This is a genomic window from Gulosibacter chungangensis, assembly GCF_008831155.1.
In the GTDB taxonomy this organism is placed as follows: domain Bacteria; phylum Actinomycetota; class Actinomycetes; order Actinomycetales; family Microbacteriaceae; genus Gulosibacter; species Gulosibacter chungangensis.
In genome coordinates, this window is record NZ_WBKB01000012.1 from 49,967 (window position 1) to 72,583 (window position 22,617).

Annotated in this window: 19 protein-coding genes and 1 pseudogene; 2 read left to right on the forward strand and 18 right to left on the reverse strand. The window is 61.8% G+C overall.

Annotated elements, in window-relative coordinates:
• Positions 1–18: 18 nt before the first annotated feature.
• On the forward strand, positions 19–1,686 hold the full coding sequence (locus F8O05_RS14130) for a heparinase II/III domain-containing protein (protein ID WP_158053396.1): 1,668 nt from the start codon (positions 19–21) through the stop codon (positions 1,684–1,686).
• Between the two features lie 363 nt (positions 1,687–2,049).
• Entirely contained in the window at positions 2,050–3,582 is a 1,533-nt protein-coding gene (locus tag F8O05_RS14135) for a glycosyltransferase family 4 protein (protein WP_158053397.1), read from the forward strand.
• Positions 3,583–3,588: 6 nt separating this feature from the next.
• Here the strand turns inward: F8O05_RS14135 and wecC are convergent, their stop codons facing one another.
• The 18 genes and pseudogenes from wecC to F8O05_RS14225 all read right to left on the reverse strand — a co-directional run bounded on the left by wecC (position 3,589) and on the right by F8O05_RS14225 (position 22,490).
• Positions 3,589–4,854 carry a UDP-N-acetyl-D-mannosamine dehydrogenase gene (gene wecC / locus F8O05_RS14140; RefSeq protein WP_158053398.1) on the reverse strand — a complete coding sequence of 422 codons (1,266 nt, stop codon included), beginning with the start codon at positions 4,852–4,854 and terminating at the stop codon, positions 3,589–3,591.
• A gap of 94 nt (positions 4,855–4,948) precedes the next feature.
• The gene (locus F8O05_RS14145; protein WP_158053399.1) at positions 4,949–6,190 is read right to left on the reverse strand and encodes a glycosyltransferase family 4 protein; all 1,242 of its coding nucleotides are present in this window, start codon (positions 6,188–6,190) and stop codon (positions 4,949–4,951) included.
• Between the two features lie 265 nt (positions 6,191–6,455).
• Positions 6,456–6,791: an SIS domain-containing protein gene (locus F8O05_RS14150; RefSeq protein ID WP_225735933.1), complete on the reverse strand. Its 336-nt coding sequence runs from the start codon at positions 6,789–6,791 to the stop codon at positions 6,456–6,458.
• 15 nt (positions 6,792–6,806) lie between these two features.
• Positions 6,807–7,295: a MurR/RpiR family transcriptional regulator gene (locus tag F8O05_RS14155; protein WP_158053401.1), complete on the reverse strand. Its 489-nt coding sequence runs from the start codon at positions 7,293–7,295 to the stop codon at positions 6,807–6,809.
• A 147-nt stretch (positions 7,296–7,442) separates the two neighbouring features.
• Positions 7,443–8,006, reverse strand: coding sequence for a DUF3180 domain-containing protein (locus tag F8O05_RS14160; protein WP_158053402.1), 564 nt, complete (start codon positions 8,004–8,006; stop codon positions 7,443–7,445).
• On the reverse strand, positions 8,003–8,992 hold the full coding sequence (gene folB, locus F8O05_RS14165; protein WP_158053403.1) for a dihydroneopterin aldolase: 990 nt from the start codon (positions 8,990–8,992) through the stop codon (positions 8,003–8,005). The genes F8O05_RS14160 and folB overlap by 4 nt, the downstream gene beginning before the upstream one ends.
• An 82-nt stretch (positions 8,993–9,074) precedes the next feature.
• Positions 9,075–9,920, reverse strand: coding sequence for a dihydropteroate synthase (gene folP, locus F8O05_RS14170; RefSeq protein WP_225735934.1), 846 nt, complete (start codon positions 9,918–9,920; stop codon positions 9,075–9,077).
• 157 nt (positions 9,921–10,077) lie between these two features.
• Entirely contained in the window at positions 10,078–11,427 is a 1,350-nt protein-coding gene (locus F8O05_RS14175; RefSeq protein ID WP_158053404.1) for a choice-of-anchor L domain-containing protein, read from the reverse strand.
• Between the two features lie 205 nt (positions 11,428–11,632).
• Positions 11,633–12,181 carry a type 1 glutamine amidotransferase domain-containing protein gene (locus F8O05_RS14180; RefSeq protein WP_158053405.1) on the reverse strand — a complete coding sequence of 183 codons (549 nt, stop codon included), beginning with the start codon at positions 12,179–12,181 and terminating at the stop codon, positions 11,633–11,635.
• Between the two features lie 59 nt (positions 12,182–12,240).
• A pseudogene (locus F8O05_RS15120) lies at positions 12,241–12,405 on the reverse strand (Dps family protein); the annotation flags it as partial.
• 102 nt (positions 12,406–12,507) lie between these two features.
• Positions 12,508–13,251 carry a glycosyltransferase gene (locus tag F8O05_RS14190; RefSeq protein ID WP_158053406.1) on the reverse strand — a complete coding sequence of 248 codons (744 nt, stop codon included), beginning with the start codon at positions 13,249–13,251 and terminating at the stop codon, positions 12,508–12,510.
• Entirely contained in the window at positions 13,248–14,600 is a 1,353-nt protein-coding gene (locus F8O05_RS14195) for a bifunctional PIG-L family deacetylase/class I SAM-dependent methyltransferase (protein WP_158053407.1), read from the reverse strand. The genes F8O05_RS14190 and F8O05_RS14195 overlap by 4 nt, the downstream gene beginning before the upstream one ends.
• On the reverse strand, positions 14,597–15,700 hold the full coding sequence (locus tag F8O05_RS14200) for an acyl-CoA dehydrogenase family protein (protein WP_158053408.1): 1,104 nt from the start codon (positions 15,698–15,700) through the stop codon (positions 14,597–14,599). The genes F8O05_RS14195 and F8O05_RS14200 overlap by 4 nt, the downstream gene beginning before the upstream one ends.
• Before the next feature lie 63 nt (positions 15,701–15,763).
• On the reverse strand, positions 15,764–16,513 hold the full coding sequence (folE, locus tag F8O05_RS14205) for a GTP cyclohydrolase I (protein WP_158053409.1): 750 nt from the start codon (positions 16,511–16,513) through the stop codon (positions 15,764–15,766).
• Between the two features lie 170 nt (positions 16,514–16,683).
• Positions 16,684–18,660, reverse strand: a complete 1,977-nt coding sequence (gene ftsH / locus F8O05_RS14210) for an ATP-dependent zinc metalloprotease FtsH (RefSeq protein WP_158053410.1) — start codon at positions 18,658–18,660, stop codon at positions 16,684–16,686.
• A gap of 150 nt (positions 18,661–18,810) precedes the next feature.
• A complete protein-coding gene (locus tag F8O05_RS14215) occupies positions 18,811–20,346 on the reverse strand; it encodes a peptide MFS transporter (RefSeq protein WP_158053411.1) in 1,536 nt (511 codons plus the stop codon).
• 96 nt (positions 20,347–20,442) lie between these two features.
• A complete protein-coding gene (locus tag F8O05_RS14220; RefSeq protein ID WP_192497210.1) occupies positions 20,443–21,105 on the reverse strand; it encodes a TetR/AcrR family transcriptional regulator in 663 nt (220 codons plus the stop codon).
• 8 nt (positions 21,106–21,113) lie between these two features.
• Positions 21,114–22,490 carry a flavin monoamine oxidase family protein gene (locus F8O05_RS14225; RefSeq protein ID WP_158053413.1) on the reverse strand — a complete coding sequence of 459 codons (1,377 nt, stop codon included), beginning with the start codon at positions 22,488–22,490 and terminating at the stop codon, positions 21,114–21,116.
• Between the last annotated feature and the right edge of the window lie 127 nt (positions 22,491–22,617).

A 22,617-nucleotide genomic window follows, 5' to 3' on the forward strand; every position in this document is an offset into this window, starting at 1 on the left:
TCGCAAGGAGCATTCGTCTTGAGCCGATCCGAAACGCGCAAGAACCTTCGCCGGGGGCACATCACGGTTCCCGAGAAGTATCAGGTTGCGCCTATCGCGTGGCGGGACGGGCTCGACTACGAGGAACTCAACAAGGGTTCAGAATCATTCAAGTGGTGGCTATCCTGTCTCGGGTTCCTGCGGGTGTTTGCGAATGCTGACCAGCTCAGCGAAGACGATGAGGAAGTCTGTCTAGCAATCATCAGTGACTGGTTTGCGCATAACCCGCAGACCTCGCCCGCAATCTCGCGGGCCTGGGACGCTCATGCCGTTGCCTACCGTACCGACTCGCTTATTGATATTGCCGAACGCGTGTCGAACAGCACGTGGCTCGATGAGTTACTCGAAGAGCACAAGGCCTTCCTCGCACTCGAAGACAACTTCCAAGGCAATTGGAACCACGGCGTCGACCAGGCCAAGTCACTCATCAACGTCGCCGAGCGGCTGAAGGATGCATCTGCCCAACAGATCGGGCTCACACGACTCGAAGGCGCGATGCTCAGCATCGTGGACGACGAGGGCGTCACGATCGAACAGGCCGTGCACTACGACTATTTCAACTACCAGCAGCTCGATAAGTGCATTTCCTATCTCGACGGCCATCCCGGGGCAGAGAACACGATTGCAAGATTGCGCGAGCGGATGCAGAAAATGCCCGACTTCCTCGCCCACGCAACCCGACCGGACGGCACGTGGTTCGAAATCGGTGACACCCCGATCGAACCGGCCGGTTCGATTCCAGGGACGATCGCAGAATACGCAGCTACACAGGGGGCGAACGGACCACGCCCCGACGAGACGGTGAGGACCTTCTCGGCTGGGTACATTTTCGGTCGTTCCGGATGGGGTGAGTCGCGCGAGTTTGCCGAAGAGTCGGCCTACTCAATCCGGTTTGGGCCGGGCAGGCTCATCCACGGCCACGCCGACAACCTTTCGCTGCGATTCGTTTCGCGAGGCATAGAGATCATCAAGGACGGCGGCTTCCACGGCTACACCGACGATGAGAACCGCGCCTTTCTACGCTCCCAGGCCGCGCACAGCACGATCATTGCGAGCCGCGGCCGCAAGAAGTCCACAACGAAGCCAAGCGAGTTGACGTTCTCACGCATCGAACCGCAGTGGCAGTCATTCACGATCAATGCGAACCCTTTCGAGCACACCTACGTCACGCGCTCGATCTACATCGAATTTGACCCGGACATCGTGGTGGTATGGGATCGCCTGCGCAGCCGTTCACGTACGCCCTTCGAACAGCGTTGGATCATCAACCCCGAGTTCCGGCTCACCCAGCGTCGCGATGCCGTCACTGGCATAGGCCCAACGCCATTCGTTGCGACGCAGCACCTGCGCGTGCCATTCCGAGGACAGAGCAGTGGCGTGATCAACGCCAACGAGACGGATGCTCCGCTCGGCGCTACAGAGACACTCATTGAGCTCACGCGAAACGGACTGATCCAGCACAAGCAAACCGGTCTCACCGGTGAGTTCCTCACGGTGTTTGAGTTCGGGACAGAAGAGCCGAACGTGCGATTCACGTCACGACGCACGGGTCTCGCGGCCGCGTCGAGGCACCTAGTCGGTGTGCGGCAGGCCTCATTCCTCGATCTGGACGGTAATACTGGGTTGGTGCCCCGCTCAGCGAAATAGCGCTGACACTCAATCAGTTTCGGAGGCGAGTTGCAGATCCCCTATCTCCCGCGGCTCATTCGCGGGGTAAAGACCAGAGTTCAGCGATACACGCGAAAAGCACAAGCCGGTACTCAGCGCGCTATCTATCGTGCGATGCAGCGCGGCGACCTGAACTCGCGTGTTCCTGAGCGATATTGGCCGCGCGAGTTCGAAGCTGCGCCCCCAAGTGACCCGCTTCGTTCCTTCCTCCCACTCCCCCCAGCCCCCGGGCTTACGGAGTGGTTCTTTGGGAGTTCGACCCGCTCGAACGATGCCGGGGCACGCACACTGAACTGTCTCCTCGTACGCGTCGACACCGAAACCACTGCTGAGTCGTTTTCGGTGAACACGCTGCCTCAGTTACTTGAGAGCCGTAAGGCCCTGACACAGCCGCTGCACACGATCATCATTGGTTCTGACGAGGCAGCAATGGCGGCGAAAGGAATGCTCGCGGCAGCGCAGATTCGCTCGGGCGTTTCGGTGTTTGCGATGCCGAGCCCTACTCGCTTGAACGCGCTGTTTAGTCTTGCGGCAGCGATGGTCATCCCTGCTTCCACGACCGCTGATCCCATCCGCAAGATCAGCGACGTTACCTCGACGATCTTCCGGGCGCGCGCATCCGGTGTGCCGATCGCCGAATGGCGCCCCGATGTCCCGCTCCCCCGCGATCCGCTCGACGCGGCCTCACCGGTGAAGGCCCCACGGCACAGCATCCTGCCGTCAGGCGCTCCGGCTCAACGCCTCATATCTCTGCGCGTTGCCAGCCAGGCTGCGCGCTACGAAGCGCTTTCGGCAATCGTCGAGGTCGACACCTACCAGCCCACCGTGTGGACTGAGCCGCGCGCCACAATCGGCAAACCGCTCGCCGAACCGAACCGCCCTCAAAAAATCGTCGTCGCGGGCCACGACATGAAATTCGCGCACCCAGCGGTTGCCGAACTGCGCGCGCAAGGCCACGAGGTCCGGTTCGACGAATGGTCGGGGCACGCGCGCCATGATGAGGCCCGTAGCCGGGAGTTGCTTCGCTGGGGCGATGTCGTCTGGTGCGAGTGGGCGCTTGGCAATGTCGCTTGGTACTCGCGCAACGTGGACAGTTTGACGCGGCTCGTGACGCGCCTGCACCTGCAGGAGCTCTCGACGGCCTTCCCTTCGACGGTCCGGTGGGAAAAGGTGGATGCCACGATCGCCATCGCCGACCACGTGCGCCGTCAGCTCTTGCGCGACACGAATGCGCCCGAGGACCGCACGGTGGTGATCCCCAATATGGTGCATGTGCCGGATGCGCTGCCCCAGCGACACGACGTCGCACGCTTCCGCCTCGGGCTCGTCGGAATGGTCCCGGCCCGCAAGGGACTTCGCGAGGCGCTCGACCTCCTTGTCGCACTCAGAAGCATCGACGATCGGTATACGCTATCGCTCCGTGGCAAGCGGCCAGAGGAATACCCATGGATGGCCGAACGTGGTGAGGAATCAAAGTACTTCGCCACACAGCTCGAGCGAATCGAGACAGACCCACGACTTCGCGGAGCCGTCGAGTTCTCACCGTTCGGTCCAGACATGGCCGAGTGGTATGCCGGGGTCGGTGTCGTGCTGTCAACGAGTGAGTTCGAGTCGTTCCACTTCACTGCTCCCGATGGCGCTGTCAACGGGGCTCTCCCGATGCTGCTCAACTGGGCCGGCGCAGACCTCCTCTACCCCGCCTCATGGCTCCACCCGAATGTTGAGCACATGGCCGCGGCAATACTCAAAGCGACAGCGGATGCCCACGTCTGGCGACAGCGCGCCGTCGCGGCTCGCGAATTCATCGCGGAAAATTATGCCGAGGATCGCGTTGTTCGGAGCCTCACGAACACGATCCTCGGCAGAACAGAGTGATTCTGGCTAGCGCCACACACCCTTGGTGTCGACAATGACCTTCTCATTCAGCAGATCACGGTCAATGTTCTTGAACTGGTCGTGGTCGACGAGCAGCAACACGATGTCGGCCTCGCGAATCGCGCCCTCCAGGTCCTGCTTCGTGATGTTGGCGTGACGAGTCAGCTGCTCCGGAAGGGCTTCCACGTTGGGTTCGACGACGCGCACGTCGACGTCCTTCACGTGATCGGCGAGCTGGTCAACGATGTTGAGCGATGGTGATTCGCGGAGGTCGTCAATGTTCGCTTTGAAGGCGATACCGAGTGCCGCGACGACCGGAGCCTTAAAGCGCTGCGCGAGTGCCTCCACTTTGTCGAGGACGTGGACGGGCTTGCCGTCGTTGACCTCGCGGGCAGTGCGGATGAGTCGCGCCTCGTCGGGTGCCGCGCTCACAATGAACCACGGGTCGACCGCGATGCAGTGACCACCCACGCCGGGGCCCGGCTGCAGGATGTTCACACGTGGGTGGTGGTTCGCCAGCTCAATGAGCTCCCAAACGTCAATGCCGAGGCGTTCGGCAATGATCGAGAGTTCGTTCGCGAATGCGATGTTGACGTCGCGGAAGGAGTTCTCCGTGAGCTTCGCCATTTCGGCGGTCTTCGCATCCGTCAGCAGGAGTTCACCGTTGCAGAAGGTTGCGTAGAGGTCACGGGCGAGTTCCGCAGCGCGAGGTGTGACACCACCGATAACTCGGTCGTTCTCCGACATTTCGGCCATGATCCGGCCTGGGAGTACCCGCTCAGGGCAATGTGCGAAATGTACCGTGTTTCCCTTGCCCTCGTCGAGAGTAAGGTCAGGCCGCTCGGCGAGGATGAGTTCCGCAAGCTTCTCGGTCGTCCCAGGAGGGGAAGTCGACTCGAGGACGATGAGTTCGCCGCCTTTGAGCTGCTCGGCGATCTTCGAGCCCGCGGCCTGGATGTACTTGGTGTCGACCTCGTAGTTGTCTTTAAACGGTGTCGGCACCGCAACGATGTAGGCATCCGCGTGTGGCGTCGCGGTCTGCGCAATAAGCTGACCGTTCGCGACGACCCCCGACAGTAGTTCGCCAAAGTCAGGTTCGTAGAACGGAACCTTGCCAGCGTTGATGCGCTCGACGAAAGATTCGTTGAGGTCGACACCAATGACCTTCGAACCGTGCGCAGCAATGAATGCGGCGGTCGGCAATCCGATGTAGCCAAGACCGATGACGGAGACCGTCTCGAATACCGCCTTGGGCTGTGCGGATGTCGTCATGTTTTTTTACCTTCCATCGATTCCACCGGGGCTAAGCCCCAGAGCATTCAATCCTGAACCGTGTACGAACACCGTCGGATTGGATGCGAGTCTGTCACCTCGTTGCCGAGGTATTCGCGACTTCTTCGAGAATTTCAAAGTATTGCGAAGCAAGCCGGTCATACGTGACGTTTGCCTGTACCCAGGCCCGACCGGACGTGCCAACGTTGAGTTGGTCGCGGTTTGCGGCCAAGTCACGCCAAAAGGCCACGAGCCCTTCGACATCACCGGGCGATACTACTGCTCCGCCATGTGCGTTCGAAAGGATCTCAGCCCCTTCGCCCGCAAGAATACCGGTCACATGCCGTCCAGACGAAAGCACCTCGTAGAGTTTCGAGGGGATCGTCCATTCAAAGGGCTTCCAATCACGCAACGTAACGAGCGTGGTATCTGCCCACGCGTAGTGAGAAGCGACCTGATCCGGTGACACCGCCGGAAGAATCTCTACGGGCGAACCCAATTCTTCGTTAAGCGCGATTAATGCGGGCCGGTCATGACCCGAGCCGATCATCCGAACCTGCACCGGCACACCTTCATCCTTCAGTTGTTTCGTTGCGCGGATGACTACGTCAAGGCCTTGGCTGCGGCCCATCGTGCCGAGATATACGGCGCGGAGTTCTTGGTGGTCGCTATCAATTGGTGGAAGCTTCGTGAAACGACTGAGGTTCGCGCCATTTCGTACTACCGCGACTTCGCCCATGCCACGGTTCTCGAGGATGCTGCCAAAGCGTTCGGTGGTCGTAACTACCTTCGTCGCTGCCCGCTGCAGGCTCGTAACATACCGGTGGATCAGTTTTTTGGCGAACCCGATCGGGCTGCTCCCGCTGAGGCCGGACACATGCGTTACCAAATCAGGCCAAGCATCCCGCATTTCAACGATGAGCGGAATCTTGAATCGCTTCGATAAAGCCTTGCCCGCGATCAGTGTCGGGATTGCCGGAGCCGTCGCGATGATTACATCTGGGACGAACTTCTTTCGGCGGATCAGCTTTGACGCGCGCGAAATTGAGGTGAGGGACGACGCAAGGTGATCGACCGTTCGAGTGATGAGGTCACCGCGGTGCGGCAAGTAACCGACGCGAAAGACCAACGCTCCGTTCTCGGCACGTTCGGCGCTACCGCGACGGTAATACTGCTTATACCGGTCGGACACCTGCCCAGTGGGGTGATGCGGTGGCGGGCACATCACAGCAACCTCGTGGCCTGCTGCGACGAACTCACGGATCAACGAGTCCCAACGCCGTTGTGGGGCACCGGTCTCCGGCATGAAGTAGTGAGTGAGTAAGAGGACGCGCAACCGGTGCCTTTCGTGGAGAAACGGCGCAAAACTCGGTCAAGCATACGACGAGGTGGCTTATAAGTGCTTTCAACTTCTTCCCCTCCGCTGCAGCCTCGGCAACGTCTGCTGCGCAATCGAATGGGATGATCGCAGCATGATGGTCGTCGCAGGACGAAGAAGTCGCGGCCCCATGATCGTCTTCGGTGTTTTGATCATGCTGACCGTAGTGGCCATCGTTGCGGTCGGAAGCCTATGGGCGAACATCGGCAAGCAGTCCACCCATTCACTCCCCCTGCGGAAAGATCGCCGCCCGCACCTCCTCGAGCGCATCCTCACGCACCAACTCGGTCGCGGGGTCTACCGCGAGCGCCGCGGTGTTCAGCGCCGACAGCAGCAGCATCTGCACGATGTCGGCGGTGATGCCGTATTCCTTCCAGGTGTGGAATTCCGCACCAGCGATCAGCGCGTAGTCGGCGGTGTTTACGAGTTCCGAGCGGCCGTAGCTCGTGAGGCCGATGACCGTCGCGCCCGCTTGCAGCGCGTTGCGTACCGACCGCATCGTGAACTGGTTCGTACCGCTGTCGCTCACCGCGAGGCACACATCCCCCGGCCGCAGCACGCGTGCGGTGATGTGCTACGACATGATGTCGGACGGGCTTTCGCACAGCTTCCCCGAGGCACGGAAGTAAATCGCGGCAGACTGCGCCGCCGGGAGCGACGAGCCGTTCCCGACGATCAGTAACCGGTTGCAATCGCGGATCTTCTCGGCCGCCGCATCCATCGCCTCGAAATCGAGCGCGCCTAGGGCATTTTGGATGCCCGAGACGGCCCGCAGAAACAACTGCTCGACGGGATGCTGGGCCACGTCGAGCGCGGGCCCGGCCGGGGCACTCTGGTCGCGACGCAGCAGCTCGCGGAGTTCTTGGAACCCGGCAAAGCTCATCCGCTGGCAAGCGCGGATGACGGTGGCCGGTGACACGTCCGCGGCGGTCGCGAGCTCGGCGGCAGACATCTCGGGGATCTTGTCGGCACGGTCGATACACACCTGCGCGACACGCTGCTCACTCGGCACCAAGGAAGGGGCCAGGGATTGCAGGAGCGCCCGAATGCGGGGTTTAAATATTCAAAATTTCCCCCAGTCATACAAAGTGTCGATATTTTGAATGTGTATTTGTATGTCTAGCGCGAGCATTGAATTTACTGGATTACTCGCACCTCGATACGCCCTACGGGCTACTCGGTGACCGGCAAAATCCTCGGTAAGTGACAGTTAACTGGCGGCGGAGGCGGTGTCACTTTCGCCGCGGCTCGGCGGGAGCGAGCACCATGACTCGGCGATGAGGCCGGCGATCACGAGTAGGGCCGAGGCGACCGCCGCAATCACAGCTTCGGTGACGCCCGAGCCCATGACAGTCCGCGACGTAAGCCACACAATCACCGCCGCAGAACCGCCCAAGAAGACGCTGCCCGCAAGGCTCGCGGCCTTCGCGAGCGCTACCGCGAACGTCGCGCGGAACGGATCCACCCGTAACTTGGCCACCTCGCGAGTCGCGGCGTCCGCATCCTCGAAGGAAGCATCCTTCTTTGCGTTCGAAGTGGAACGAAGCGAGGCCTCGCGGGCTGCATCCGCCTTGCGGAGTGCTGCCGTGTAGCGGCGCACCGGCCAGGCGATCGCGAGCACGACCACGGCCATCACGATCAGCGTGATCGCGAAGGCGATCGAGGGCACGAGCGATCCGCCGCCGGTGGAGGTCAGCCAGACTTCGATTGCCCAGGTGACGACGCCGCCGGCGATGGCCAACAGCACCAGCAGCCACGGGTTCGTGCGCGTCATGCGTGATACCGCTTTACCTCGTCGCTGGTTTGCTCAAGCAACTGCTGAATCGGTCCGCGGCCGGTAAGCGAAGCCTCCGGCTCAATCTCGACCCAGGGCGCGAGCACGAATGCGCGCTCGAACGCGCGGGGATGCGGCAACTCGAGCACTGCATCCGCAAACTCGAGGCCACCGTGCTCGATCAAATCGAGATCGAGCGTGCGACTCCCCCAGCGTTCCTGCCGGACGCGACCGTGCGCATCCTCAATCTGCTGCAGCTTGTCGAGCAGCAGGTGCGGCTCAAGATCGGTCTGGATGCTGATCACCGCGTTGAGATAAGCGGGCACCGTCTCGTCGATGCCGTGGGTGGTCAGCGCCGGGGTCTCGTAGAGGCTCGAGCGGCGGTGCGCCCAGACGCCATCGAGCGACTCGATCTCGTCCATCGCATCGCGAATTGCCGCCTCGCGGGCACCGAGATTCGCACCCAAAGCAATCACCGCACGGGAATGCGGACGGCGAGCCTGCTCCGGCTCGGCGCCCTCGGGACGGTAGCGAAGCACCGACACCGTGACGTCCTTGAAGCGCAGCTTCACCGGCGCCTGCGGCTTGTGCACCGTGATCCGCACCGCCTGCGGGCCAGCGAACGCGAAGGTCACCGCCGCGAGCCGTTCGGCGAGCGTTTCGAGGAGGTCGACCGGTTCCTTCATCGCGACTTCGTAGAGCGCGCGCATCAGGTGGCCGTAGTGCAGGGTGTCGTCGATTTGGTCGGTCTGCGCGGCCGCACGCGTGTCGATCCACACTTCCGCATCGATGTAAAAGTCCTGACCAGACTGCCGTTCGTGCGCGAACACGCCGTGGCGACCGTGCACGTGCAGACGCTCGATGCTGATGCGGTCAAGCTCCGGCGCCGGCAAAGCAGGATGCGCTTCCGGGCCTGGCCGCGTCGGCATCAGCCGGATGGCCTGCTCGGCGGGGTGCATGTCGATGGCCTTGCGCGCTTCGCTCATCGACGTCCACCGAACACAGGAGCAGTCTGCCTAGAAGTCATACCTCTATCTTGCCGCATCCAGGCGTTCGCGCGCGGTGAGACTACTGACGCCCCTGCTGCCATGCGCTGACCACATCGAGCGCGACCTTGGTGGCCTCGACATTGTGCACGCGAACGCCCCACACGCCGCGCTCGGCGCAGAGCGCCGAGACGATCGCGGTCGGGAGGTCGCGTTCGTGCACGTGGGCGTCGGGTTCGAGGAGGGCACCCATGAAGCGCTTGCGGCTCACGCCGATGAGCAGCGGATGTCCGAGGGCGAGGAACTCATCGAGTTTCTGCAACACCGCCCAGTTGTCGTCGCGATCCTTCGCGAACCCGAGGCCCGGGTCGAGCACGATGCGCTCTGACTTGACCCCCGCATCCACCGCGCGATCGCGCATCTGCAGCAATTCGGTCTTGATCTCATCGGCCGCGTCCTCGTAGACCGCGAGGTCGTTCATCACAACCGAGTGACCGCGCCAGTGGCTGAGGATAAAGCGGCCCTCGCGTTCGGCGACGGTTTGGAGCATCGCGTCATCCGCGAGACCACCGGAGACATCGTTAATAAAGACGTCGCCAGCTTCGAGGCAGGCCGCAGCCGTCGCGGCGTACATGGTGTCAACCGACACGGTGATGCCAGCGCGCACGAGCTCCTGCACCACCGGCACGACGCGTGCCGACTCTTCCACTTGCGGTACTCGCTGAGCGCCGGGCCTGGTCGACTCGCCACCGACGTCGATGATCGTCGCGCCCTGGTCGACCATCCGGAGCGCCTTCTCGACAGCACGCGCCGTGCGAGCATCCGCACTCGCGGCCTCGACCGACCCGCCATCCGAAAACGAGTCTGGGGTGACGTTGAGCACCGCCATGATCTCTGTGTTGGTCGAGGTCTTCGAGGAATCAATCATGGTGACTATCCTCTCGCACCTTGCAGAGGACATGTGAGTCTCGTTGGCTGGGTGCCGCCGCACGAAGGCCCAACCTCATAAACTTGCCGCCCGCATCCAACTGTTGGATGAGGGCGGCAAGTTTCTAAAGGTGAGTGACTAGTTCACAGGTTGGTGACTAGGCCTGACGGCGAAGCTTCGTTGCCGCGAAGAGTGCACCACCTGCTGCGAGAAGCGCAGCACTCAGGCCGATGATGAGCCCCATGTCGCTGGCACCGGTGCTTGCGAGGTGGTCCTCGTCGTCGGTGTCAGTGGTGGGCGCTTCGGTCGTGGTGGGCTCTGCCGTCTTGGTCGGGATCGCCGACTCGGTCGGCTCCTCGGTGGTCGGCGGCGTGGTCGGTTCTTCCGTGGTCGGCGGGGTCGTGGTGGTCGGCGGAATCACGACGCCCTCTTCGAGCACCGTGATCGTGACGGTGGCCGGAGCCGAGTTCACCGATCCGTCGTTGACGCGGTAGGTGAAGGTTGCGTCGCCAGTGAAGCCCTCGGCCGGAGTAAAGGTGACCTTGTTCCCGTCAACCGCCGAGAGGGTGCCCTGCTCCGCAGTGGGACCGTCAAGGATGCTGTAAGTCAGCGCATCGCCATCGGCGTCAGTTCCCTGCAGGGTTACGTCGATGGGTGTTTCGAACTCGGTTTCTTTGGTGACGTCCGCTGCGACCGGAGCGGTGTTCGACTTGAAGCTGCCCGCTGCGATGATGACGGCTGAGTCGAAACGGCTGTCGCTCGCGTCAGCGATCGCCAGCTTAATGTGGTTAGTTTCGTTGGCATTCACCGGCGCCTCGAAACTCAGTGCGACGGTGAAACCATCGAGCTCAGTGTTGAACGTCGTCGCGAGGTGGTTGTCGCGGTAGTACGCCGAGTTCACCTCGTGATTGATCGAGTTGATGGTCACCGGAGCCGGGCCGTCTTCCGTGTCGACGGTCGCGTAGTTGACGTCGTTGACGAAGAACCCGAACACGTCATTGAACTCGGTATCAACGAATTCTTGGTACTCGTCAGACCCAAACACATACGAGAACGTCACAGTGTCCGAGGTCGGAACGAAATCAAACTCAAGAACCGAAGCATCGTTGGTGGTATGAGGCGCCACGATTGCGTCGAGGTCGGTATCTCCATCCGTGTCGAGGTTACCGCTGTTGTCTTCGAATTCATTCGGGCCAATGATCGAGCTCTGATACCCCTCGGCGTCCGCCACCGAACCGCTCGAGAGCACGACGCCCGTGTCGATACCGAAGGGATCGTTGAATCCGGTCGCATAGCCAGCACCGAGAGGGTTGCCCGTGTAGGTAACGTTGCTCACCACGGTGTCGTCACCAATCAGCGAGGCGACAAGCTGTTCCGCGTTGAGCACTGACGGGTCGGTGATGTTGGTTACTTCTTGGCTAGCAGCAAATGCTGGGGTGGCCACCGCGCCAGCGAGCACCAGCGCACCGGCTGCCGCACCAGCGCCGATCAAACGACGATTCTTCATTGATGTCCTTTTCGGTTCGGATGAAATTCACAAACGTTCGTAATCTATCCGTTACCGTCGGATCAGCATTAAAATCGCCGCAATCTTGAAATCATTTCGCACTCACATCAAACTTAATCACCGTTGAGACGTACTGTCGGTCAAATCCATAGAAAAGGCGGGGCGAACATCCAGCTCACCCCGCCTCGCACAATGGCCTCGACGGCTACGCGGTCTGCCCCTTGTGCTTACCTTCGGCGATCTCCTCAACCAGCTTCGCGTTGAACGCGGGCAGGTCCTTGGGCGTGCGACTCGTGACGAGCCCCTGGTCGACAACGACTTCCTCATCAACCCATTCGGCGCCCGCGTTGCGCAGGTCGGTCTTGAGGCTCGCGTATGAGGTCAGCTTCCGCCCGCGGACAACATCCGCATCAGTCAAAATCCAGCCGCCGTGGCAGATTGCGGCGACGGGCTTGTGCTGGTCGAAAAACGCTCGGGTAAACGCCACCGCGTTCTCGTCGAGGCGAATCTGGTCGCCGTTCACCACGCCGCCGGGCAAGACGAGTGCATCGTATTCCTCGGCCTTTACCTCTGAAGTGGTCCGGTCCACCGTCTCTTTGTGACCGTTCTTACCCGAGATGGAACCTGACGTGGGTGCAATGATGTCGACGGATGCGCTGTGTTCGCGAAGTGCGGCCAGCGGCTCGGTGAGTTCGGAGTCCTCGTATCCGTTCGTGGCGAGAATCGCTACGCGTTTTCCGGTCAGATGGGTCATCGGTGTTCTCCTTTTCGTAGTACTTCGTGCGTTTCGTTCAGTGGCCATCTGGCCTGGAGTTACTTCTCCGGGGTGCGGTTCTCCGCGCTCACCATCCAGGCCAGCTGCTCGAGCCGCTCGATGACGGCGTGCAGCAGGTCGGCGCTCGTCGGATCCTCTTCATCGATTTGGTCGTGAACGTCGCGGATCGTGCCGACGGTCGCTTCGAGGCGTTCGGTAATGAGGCATGATCTGCCTCCTTAGGTGTCACCGAGTAACTTGCTCGGTAGTGCACAGGTCTAACAACCGAACATGGCGGTTACCTCGGTAGCACCTGCAGGCAAGCTTCATCCCGAAGAACGGATGCCCTGCAAGAATTCCGCGAAACCGTGCGGCGCCCGCCCACCGGTGCGGAACGAGGTCGCCACCGGAGCCTGCTTAGTCGACACGAGCTTGAAACCGAGGTCAGCTAGCGATCGCGCCAAGCGAACATCCTCATCGCTCGAAACGTTCGCGAACCCACCGGTCGCAACATACGCATCCGCCCGCACCCCGAGATTTGCGCCGTGGATGTGCCCGTGACCATCGATCGGCCGATACCGTGTGGCCCACTCGCGAGTGTGCGCATTCATCACCGAATGACGATCGGGTTCGATCGTGCCAAGCACTGCCGCGACCCCGTTCCGGGCGAACGTGAGTTGCGTCGATACCCATTCTTCGGGCACGGCAGAATCGGCGTCGGTATTGGCGAGCCACACGTTGGGCAGCGGCTCTCCCAATCGCTCGAGTGCGTGCCGCACGCCGACCGCGCGTGCCCGGCCGACTTTGCCGGCAGCAATGCTCAAGAACTCGGCACGAGCATCCCCCGCCGCGGCCTCGATCGCGACCCGCTCCGAGTCGTCGACGCACGAGTCGAACACCACCGTCAGGATGCTCCGCACACCGTGGGTCTGTTCCGCCCGGCTCATCGAGGTCAGCGCGGCACGTACCGCTTCACCGATCAGTTCGGCCTCGTCTCGCGCTGGGATGACGACCGCGACGGCGCTCAACACGTGAAGCATGTATCGCCCGTCCGACGCTGGCTCGTTCACGACTGGCCTTCAACCGGTACGGAAAATATTTCCAGCAGGAAATCTGGCTCGCGATGGGTCACCCGGGGTTTCCAGCCGCGCGCGTGGGCGGCTTCGTGGACGTCCTCGCCCATCAGCGACCACCCGTTAATTGGATGCAGCCAGTGGCACAGCAGGACATCCGAGTCGGGCCCAATGGTCGCCTCGATTTGCGCAAAGGTCTCCTCGAGCTCGTTTCGGGTGAGGAAGTAGCCGATCTCCGACATCACCACGAGGTCGGCGGCGCGCACATCCGGCGATTCGCGCGGGATCACGCACGGCACGAGCTTGACGTTCTCGAGACCCGCCAGCCGCTTTCGCGCATCCCGCACGGCCGTCTCGCTGGCGTCGACGCCCACCACTCGATCGCAGCGTTCGGCGAGCTCGGCGGTAAGCGCACCGGTCGCGCTGCCCAGCTCCAGCGCATTTTGGTAGCGCGCCTTCGGTAGCGAGGCCAGCAGAATTGCACGCTTGCGCCGCTCATAGTCGTCGTTAAAATCCCAGGGCTCAGGGACGGTTTTGAAGAGCGCATCAAAGGTTTCTTCCGCTCGCGCGCCGCTGCCGAGGCCCGGGTTACTCAACCGAAACACCTCGACATCAAACGAGAAATGCTCGAGAAAACGCTCGGACAATACCGCCGCATCCTCAATCGCTGGCGACAGCGCTTCAAACTGCGAAGGGTAGGCCCGAATCGCCGCCTGCTTTGCGCTCATGGCCTGATCGTCCAAGGGCAGCGGCAGCATCGTCTGCCATTTCGTGTCGCTCTCGGGTGTAGCCCAGTGCCAGTACCAAATCGGGTACTCGAGCAGCAGCAATTCGTGCTGTGCCGCGACAGCCGCCGCGAACTTGCCGACCGCTTCGTGATCGGGATGGTTGTCGGCCCGAAACGGCGCCACAATCGTGGTTCGATCAGTAATGACGCGGTCCAGCGCGGCTTCGATAGTGTCCTTAAAACTCGCGAGGCGACCATCCGGTAAACCGAGCGCGACCCCGCGGATCTCCACCGCATCCTCATCGCCGCGAAGCGTCTCGAGCGCCCGCTCAAACTCGGCCCGGCGGATGCTCGCAAGCTGGTTTGGCGTGTGCGTCGGGGAATCCGGATGCGAAGCCTCGCCATCGCTGCACAGCATCACGGTGGTCGCGTGCCCCCGCTCGGCGGCGCTGGCAATCAAGCCACCCGCGCCGAGCACCTCGTCGTCCGGATGCGCGGCCAAGACCACGAGGTCGGCTCCCTCGGGCAGGATTTCGGTGAGGCTCATCGGGAGCTGCTTCCGAACCCGCGCCCAGGCCTTCGGGTCGGTGCCAAGGTCACGGTGCGAGAACGTCGTCATTCTGTTGCCCCTATCATCGGGTCGGTTGGTGACCAATTGGTGTCGGAAAGGATCGCCTCGCCGAGCGCTGCATCGTCGCGAGCACCGTGGTGCTGCTGCACGTACATCGCGAGGTCGGCCACGCGGCGGGCATGCGCGTCATCGAACGCGAGCGCAGCGGGGCCCAGGGCTTGGCTGGCAATGTCCAGCAGGTCTTCGCAGATCGCCACAATGCTGCCGCGCAGGGCGAGCGCATCCGCCCACAGGAACTGGCCACGATCGACTCGCTCCGCAGCTTCCCGAAGGAGCGCTCGGCCATCGCGGATGGCCCTGGCAGCGCGGCCGAGGGACGCCAGTGCCAATTGGTCGGGCTCGCGCTGTTGTGCCGCGGCGCGGATGTCGCGGTAGAGCCCGTACGCTCCGCCGAACCAGCAGGCAGCTACTCCCCCGCCGCCCCACGCGAAGCCCGGACGCTCCAGATACCAACCCACCTCGCCCACGGCCGTCGCCGGTACATCAGTGAAACTCACCGGCCCGCTCGGAACCGTACTAAGGCCGCGGCTCACCCACGCGATCGGATCAACCCGCACGCCTTCGTGTCTGAGATCAACGGCGAACAACTGCCGACCCTCCGGCACGTGCGCCGACACTAGGGCGTAATCGAGGGTGCTGGCGAGCGAACACCACGGTTTTATGCCGTTGAGCCGGAATTCGGTATGGCTGGATGCGCTGCTCACGCTCGCTGTCGCGCTCGCCTCCAGGCGCAGCCCTTTTCCTTCCGCGGCGAACACGCCCCAGGTGTCAGTGTCGGTGTCGATGTCGGACCACCTGCGGGTGCCAGTGCCAGCGGCCTGCTCGATGATGCTAAGCGCATCCAGGTGCGGCTCAAGTGCACGCACCGCCACGAGATCCACGGCGGCGGTGCGGGCAAGCAACTCCCAGAGCTGCAGGGTGTGTTCCCCGACTACTGGCCAGCTTGCTTTCGCGCGGCGATGGAGCCACTCGAGCATCCTGGCCGGCGAACCCTGGCAATCGGCGGCAGCCTCGACCAAGTCATTCGCGAGCGTTTCGACGTCACTTGGCAGCTCAGTAAGAATGCGATTCTCGGTGCGATCAGTCACTTGGCTCACTCTTAGAGTATGCCTGCCCTGACCGGAGGTTCGCCGATAGCGTGCGCCGTCTAACTAATCCTCGGAGCTGGAGTCCCGAGTACTGCCGCCGAGCGCGATCAGTCGCAGCGCATCCGCTCGGGTTTGCGGATCCGTCAGGGAGCCGCGCGCTGCGAGCGTGATCGAGTCGGAATCGGCTTGTCGCGGGCCGCGGTCGGCTACGCATCCCTGCCGAGCCTCGATCACGGCCAACGCTCCCTGCGCATCCAGCCCGGCCATCAGCGCATCCACGAGATCTTCGCCGAGGCGCTCCTGCAGGATCAGCTTGCTCGAGCACGTGTCGACCAGGTCGTAGAGGCGGCCGAAGCCGATGATCGAGTCGCCGGGGAGGTAGGCGAGGTGAACCCAGCCGTCGAAGGGCAGCAGGTGGTGCTCGCACATCGCGCGGAAGCGGATATTGCGCAGCAGCACGAGGTTGCCGTCGGCCGGTTGCGCGCCGATTTCTTGCTCGGCTGGATGCTGTGGTCGAAATTGTGCATCCTCAGCGGCGTTGTGGGCCAGTTCTGGCGATTTTCCGGCAGTGTCTCGGCGGGTCTCGTCAGTCGCATGCACAATTTTAGAAGAGGCAGACGCATCCCCGCCGACCGAAATCCGGCCCTCACGAAGCATCGGCACCGGGTCGACGCCTTCGCCGCCGAGCAGCTCCTCGGCCGCCAGCGCAACCCGCGCGGGCGTTCGCACGAGACGCGGGTCATCCGCATCCACCCCGACCGCGCTCAGAAATTCGCGAATTGCGACCTCTGCCTTAGTCCGATCAATCGCCATTCTGCTGTCCCTCTTCTTTCTGGCGCGTTTTGCCGCCGAAAATTACTGCCACAAACCGCACCGGCTGCCACTCAACCTGACCAGCCTCGCCCACTACGCATCCTGCCCCGAAAAGAAATGAGCTGGCTGACCGCAAGGCCAGCCAGCTCATCCATCAGTATCGCAATCGCTTACTCGGCGCGCGTGTTGTTCGCCGAGCCGCCACCGAAGTGGCCGCTGCCGCGACCGAGCTCGTCCACCGGCAAGTGTGGCTTCAGCTGCACCGGCGGCTTGTCGCTCACCGGACGCTCCGGGCTCGAGAGCCACTGCTCGCGCGGCGGCAGTTTCTCGATGTTCGCGAAGATCTCGTCGAGGCGCTCGTGCCCGAGGGTTTCCTTTTCGAGGAGCTCGGCGGCGAGGCTGTCGAGGATGTGGCGGTTACGGTTGAGGATGATCCAGGCCTCCTGCAGCGCATTTTCAAGCAGCTGCTGGACCTCGCGGTCGATGACGCTCGCGGTGCCGTCCGAGTACGGCGCACCGTGGCTCTGCGCGTAGGGTGATTCCCCTTCGCCGTCGCCGAGCTTGATCGCGCCGACGGTGTTCGACATGCCGTATTCGGTGATCATCTTGCGGGCGGTCTTGGTCGCCTTTTCAATGTCGTTGGATGCGCCGGTCGTCGGGTCGTGGAACACGATTTCTTCGGCGATGCGGCCGCCCATGGCGTAAGTGAGCTGGTCGAGTAGCTCGTTGCGGGTCACCGAGTACTTGTCCTCGAGCGGTACGACCATCGTGTAACCGAGGGCGCGTCCACGTGGGAGGATGGTGATCTTCGTGACCGGGTCTGTGTGGTTGAGCGCCGCGGCAGCCACCGCGTGACCACCTTCGTGGTAGGCGGTGATCAGCTTTTCCTGGTCGTTCATCACGCGGCTGCGACGCTGCGGACCCGCAATCACACGGTCGATCGCCTCGTCGATTGCCCGCGCGTCGATGATTTGCGCGTTCATGCGGGCGGTCAATAGCGCCGCCTCGTTGAGGACGTTCGCGAGGTCCGCGCCGGTGAAGCCCGGAGTCTTGCGAGCGACCGACTGAAGGTTCACATCCGCCGCCAGCGGCTTACCCTTCGCGTGCACCGCGAGGATCTCCGCCCGACCCAGCAGGTCTGGCGCATCCACACCAATCTGGCGGTCGAAACGACCCGGGCGCAGCAAAGCTGGGTCCAACACATCCGGACGGTTGGTTGCTGCGATCAGGATCACGTTCGTGGTGGCGTCGAAGCCGTCCATCTCAACCAGCAGCTGGTTCAGCGTCTGCTCGCGCTCGTCATTGCCGCCGCCCATACCGACGCCACGCTGGCGACCGACCGCGTCGATCTCATCAATGAAGATGATCGCGGGAGCGTTCTGCTTGGCCTGCTCGAAGAGATCACGGACACGGCTCGCACCGACACCGACGAACATCTCCACAAAGTCCGAACCCGAAATGGAATAGAAGGGAACAGCGGCTTCACCCGCAACCGCGCGGGCCAGCAGCGTCTTACCGGTACCTGGCGGGCCGTACAGCAACACACCCTTCGGGATGCGCGCCCCGACCGCCTGGAACTTCGCCGGTTCCTTGAGGAACTCCTTAATCTCCGCAAGTTCCTCGAGTGCCTCATTCGAGCCCGCGACGTCGGCAAAGGTGACCTGCGGATCCTCCTTACTGACGAGCTTCGCCTTCGACTTCGCGAACTTCATGGCGCCGCCCGCGCCACCGCCTTGCATGCTCGAGAACATGATCCAGACGAAGAATCCGATCAGCATCAGCGGCAGCAGCAGCGACAGTGCCGTCGAGAGCCAGTTCGGCCCCGGCACCTCATCATTGAAACCATCCGCGGGATCCGCCGCGTCCACAGCGTCGACGACCTGGTCGGCACGGGCATCCACGAAGTAGAAGTAGACGTTCTCACCGTACTTCTCATCGGCTTCGGTGAGCACCATGTTCACGCGGTTGTCGCCGTCGGTGATGGTGACTTCTTTCGCCTTCTTGTCCTGCAGGAGTTCGAGGCCCTCTTGTGTGGTGACCTCGCTCGATCCCTGCGCGGTGAAAAAGCTAAACCCAATACCGATGGCGATCAAAGCGATCAGCACAATGAAAATTGGGCTCTTAATGATTTTCTTGAACGTCTTCATGAATGAGGGCGAGCTCGCTCGCTACCTTTCGATTTGGCGGCATGCATCGGAGGCCACATGCTTCAAGCACGGATGGCCAAATCTTACCCGCGCGAGGCTGTGGCACAGCCTCGCGCGGGTGAATGCTCGGGTTTGTCCGCTCAGGGCGTGCTAATCCGACTGCAGCATCCGTCGAGTCGTTGGCTTCGCGATAGCCATCTGCGCCGCACCGGCCACGAATCCGATCGCGCCCATAGTGATCCAGTAGGGAGTCTGGTTCGCCGGGTCATAGAACTGGCCAAGGACACCCGAAAGTGCACTGCCGAGTGCGATCGAGAGATAGTACACACCGATGGTTTGCGCTTTGAAAGCCTTCGGCGCCACCGTCGTCGCGAGGGAGACACCGACCGGCCCCACCAACAGTTCACCAAGCCCGATCAGGAACATGCTGACGGAGACCCAAATCAGCGGAGTCGCGTTCGGTTCCGTGGCATTCGCGAACGGCAGATAGACAAGGAAGGCAAGGCCCATCACAGGTAGGCCCAGGCCAAGCTTGAACGCCGAAGAGGGTTGCCTATTGCGAAGCTTGGTCCACAGCGCACTGAGGAATGGTGCCGTGGCAGTGATACAGACGGCATAGATCCCGATAACCCAGGAAATCGGCATCTCCCAATTCCCAATCATCCGGTTCACGCTGGTGTCCGTGTAGGTGGCCAGCAGCCCAAATATCTGGAAATTCAATGCGAACAGGATTGCGGTGCTCACCAGCGATGGGATGAACGCGATCGTTCGGCTGCGCTCCACCTTGGTGATCTGCTTCGAGGTTAGGAACACCCCGTAGAAGAGCACGATCAGCAAGATTGAAATCCCCGTGAGCCACTGACTGACGTTACCGAAGTTCAATATTCCGGTGATCAGAGCGATAGCGATCGCAGCGATCACAATTACCGCAACGAACAGGGGCGTCCACCGTGCTTTGGGGCTGAGCGGGTTCGGCACGAGCGTGGCGCTGTCGGGTAGATGCTTTTTGGTGAAGATGTAGATAATGATGCCGAGTGTCATACCGATTGCGGCAAGACCGAAACCGTAGTGGAATCCGAGTTCAGATTGTGCGAGCCCGGTGAGGATCGGCCCCAGCCCGGCACCGATGGTGATCGACATGTAGTAAATGACGAAGCCAGCGTCTTTTCGCTGGCTATTTTCAACGTACAGAGCACCGACAAGCGCGGCAGCGTTCGCTTTCACGCCACCGCCACCAAACGCGGTGAAGACCAATGCCACCAACAGTCCGCCCATTCCAGGGAAGAACGCGAGCGCGAGATGGCCGATCACAACCATCACAGCCGAATAAAATACCGTGCGCTCAGTCCCAAAGAGCCGGTCTGAAACCCACGCACCAAGCAAGGTCGCGACGTAGACGGTACCGCCATACGCGGCAACGATGCCCACCGCGACGCCCGGAGAAAGCCCCAACCCACCTTCGGTCACCGAAAAGTACAGGTAAATCGCGAGAATCGATTGCAGCCCATAGAACGAGAATCGCTCCCAGAACTCGAGGCTAAAAATATAAAGGAGCGGCATGGGCTGCCCGAAGAAGCGACGATCCTCCATGATCGCGCGATCCTTCGCAGAAATCCTCACGTCAACGACGCGGGTGAGATCCTCCCCGCCTTGCTCGTGAGTGTTCACACTCGTTGTTTCACTCATGGGTATTTCACTTTCTTAGTCGAACTACGTTGTTCAAGCTGTCGCATTCTGCGCGACCCAATCGATTGCTCAAGAAGCGAACAGAGGTCGTCCGCTTCACAGCTGCCCAAGACGCTCTCTACGCTGAGCGCCTGGAAAATCCACATCTAAGACGGCGTTTGCTGCGGTGAACACCAGCCGTCTACGGAACTCGGCGCCGCTTTCGACCGCCGATTCGCCGCCCGAAACCACCAACATTGAGAGCCCATCCGATACCGCAATAAGGTGGGACGCCGCATCCTCAACTGACGACCGGACTCGGAACTCGCCGGAGTCGACACCTTCCTGCACGAGCTCGACGAAAAGATTTCGCCAATGCTCGTTGATGACGTTCGCGATCTCTCGATATTTCTCAGAAACCACAGCCCGGGCGATGATGTCGACCCAGATGGTTGAACGCTCCCACGAGCGAGCAATTGCCACCTCCCGGAGAACGCGTTCCATCCGCTCGACCACCGGCCCCGAAGCCTCACGCAGCGCGTTGAACCGTTCAACGACGAGCAAGAGGTGGTGCTCGAACGCCTGCGTGATCAGGTCATCTCGCGAACCGAAATGGTGCTGCAACCGACCAACCGAGACCCCAGCCTCAGCCGCGATCTCGCGGATCGTGATGAGCTGGGAGCTTCGCCTCGCGGCCAGGCGAAGCACAGCCTCAAGGATCGGAGTGAGTTCACGCGGGTCGATAGCGGGCCGTCCCCGACGTGTTCCCTCAGCAGTCATGACAGCCATTATCCGGCCTTAAGCACCAACTCTTCGACCGACGCGGCTTCGACTGTCGCTGACCGTTCAGGCTGCTCGGACAGATCTGTCTCCGCCAGGAGCTGCGCGACCTCGTGGGATACCGCAAGACCCCGCTCGATTGCTCCGTCGATGAACCCTGGCCACAAATTCGCGTTGTCACTCGACGCGAACCGTATCGGGCCAGCCACGTTCTGCGCGCCAGTAAGGTGCTTGAGCTTGTTGGGCTTCAACAGTTGCCATGTCGTTCGCGAATATTCATCTTCAATCCAATCGTGGACCTCAACACCGGTCACCTCGAGGTCTGGTCGCCACACCGAAACCGCCCGCTGCGCATCCTCAAGGGTGCTGGCATCGAATTTCGCGTGGTCACCACCGAAACCAACCAAGATGGTTTCGTCCTCACCGATGAACTCGGTCTTGAGCGTCACGACAGGATGCGCTGGAGTCGAATACGCACTGAACGGCTCGACTTTGCCACGCACGCGGATCCAGACCTTCAAACCGCGGTTGGCTTGCGCATCCTGGCCAAGCGCGACGATATCGGCGGGTCGCTCAGGGACGAAGTCGATGCCATCCAGCGTCGCAAATGGGGCTGTGACAATCGCCGCGCGAGCGTGCAGGGTGTCACCGTTCTTCGAAACGGCAGTTACGCCACCCCGCTCGTCCTGCTTGAGCTGCTCGATGGCGGTGTTGACCCGAACAGGGTTCTTGAGGCCTGCGGCAATCTTTTGCGTGAACTGAGTCATGCCACCCGCAACCCGGTACGAGGAAGATGCTTCGTGGAGGACCTTCCAGCCACCGCCGGTCGCGGCCGACCAACGGAGGGCTGCGGTGAGGCTGACGTCTTCAAGCGGTCCGTTGCAGTGACTCACCCACGCAGCCTGATTCGCTGAGCGCATTCCCGCCGCATCCTCAATCTCGGCGAACCGATCTGCCAACGTGAGCGAATCAGCGGGGTTGTCAGCCGCATCCGCCGCCTGGCCCGGGAGCGGGAAGACCGCACGCGAATCGCGGATGATCTGCTCCTGAACCGGCGCGAGCAACTCGTGAAATTCCGCTGCGGGCGTGGTCTGGACGATGCCACTGTCGTCAATCCAGTGCACGTTCTGTGCCTTCGGCGACGGGACGGCGGCGATACCGTATCGCGACATCTCGGCCCAGGTGTGCGGCTGCGACCAGTGCACCCAGGTTCCACCGATCTCGATGTTCTCGCCGAGGCGCTGGTCAGTCCAGACACGACCGCCGACACGATCGCGCGCTTCCCATACTTCAACGGACAGGCCATCGCGTTGCAGCTCTCGTGCCGCGATCAGCCCGGCGAAACCGGCCCCCACCACTAAAACGTCTACCGAAGGTCTCGACATGCCCGTTACTTTATTGAGAGTCCTTCATCGGTGATGATTGGACTGTCGGCCAGCTAGTCCTGGCATGGTGTCTTGCCCCTGTCTAACCAATGATCCGGGGGGTGTTGCCACCAGGGCTAGTCGGCAG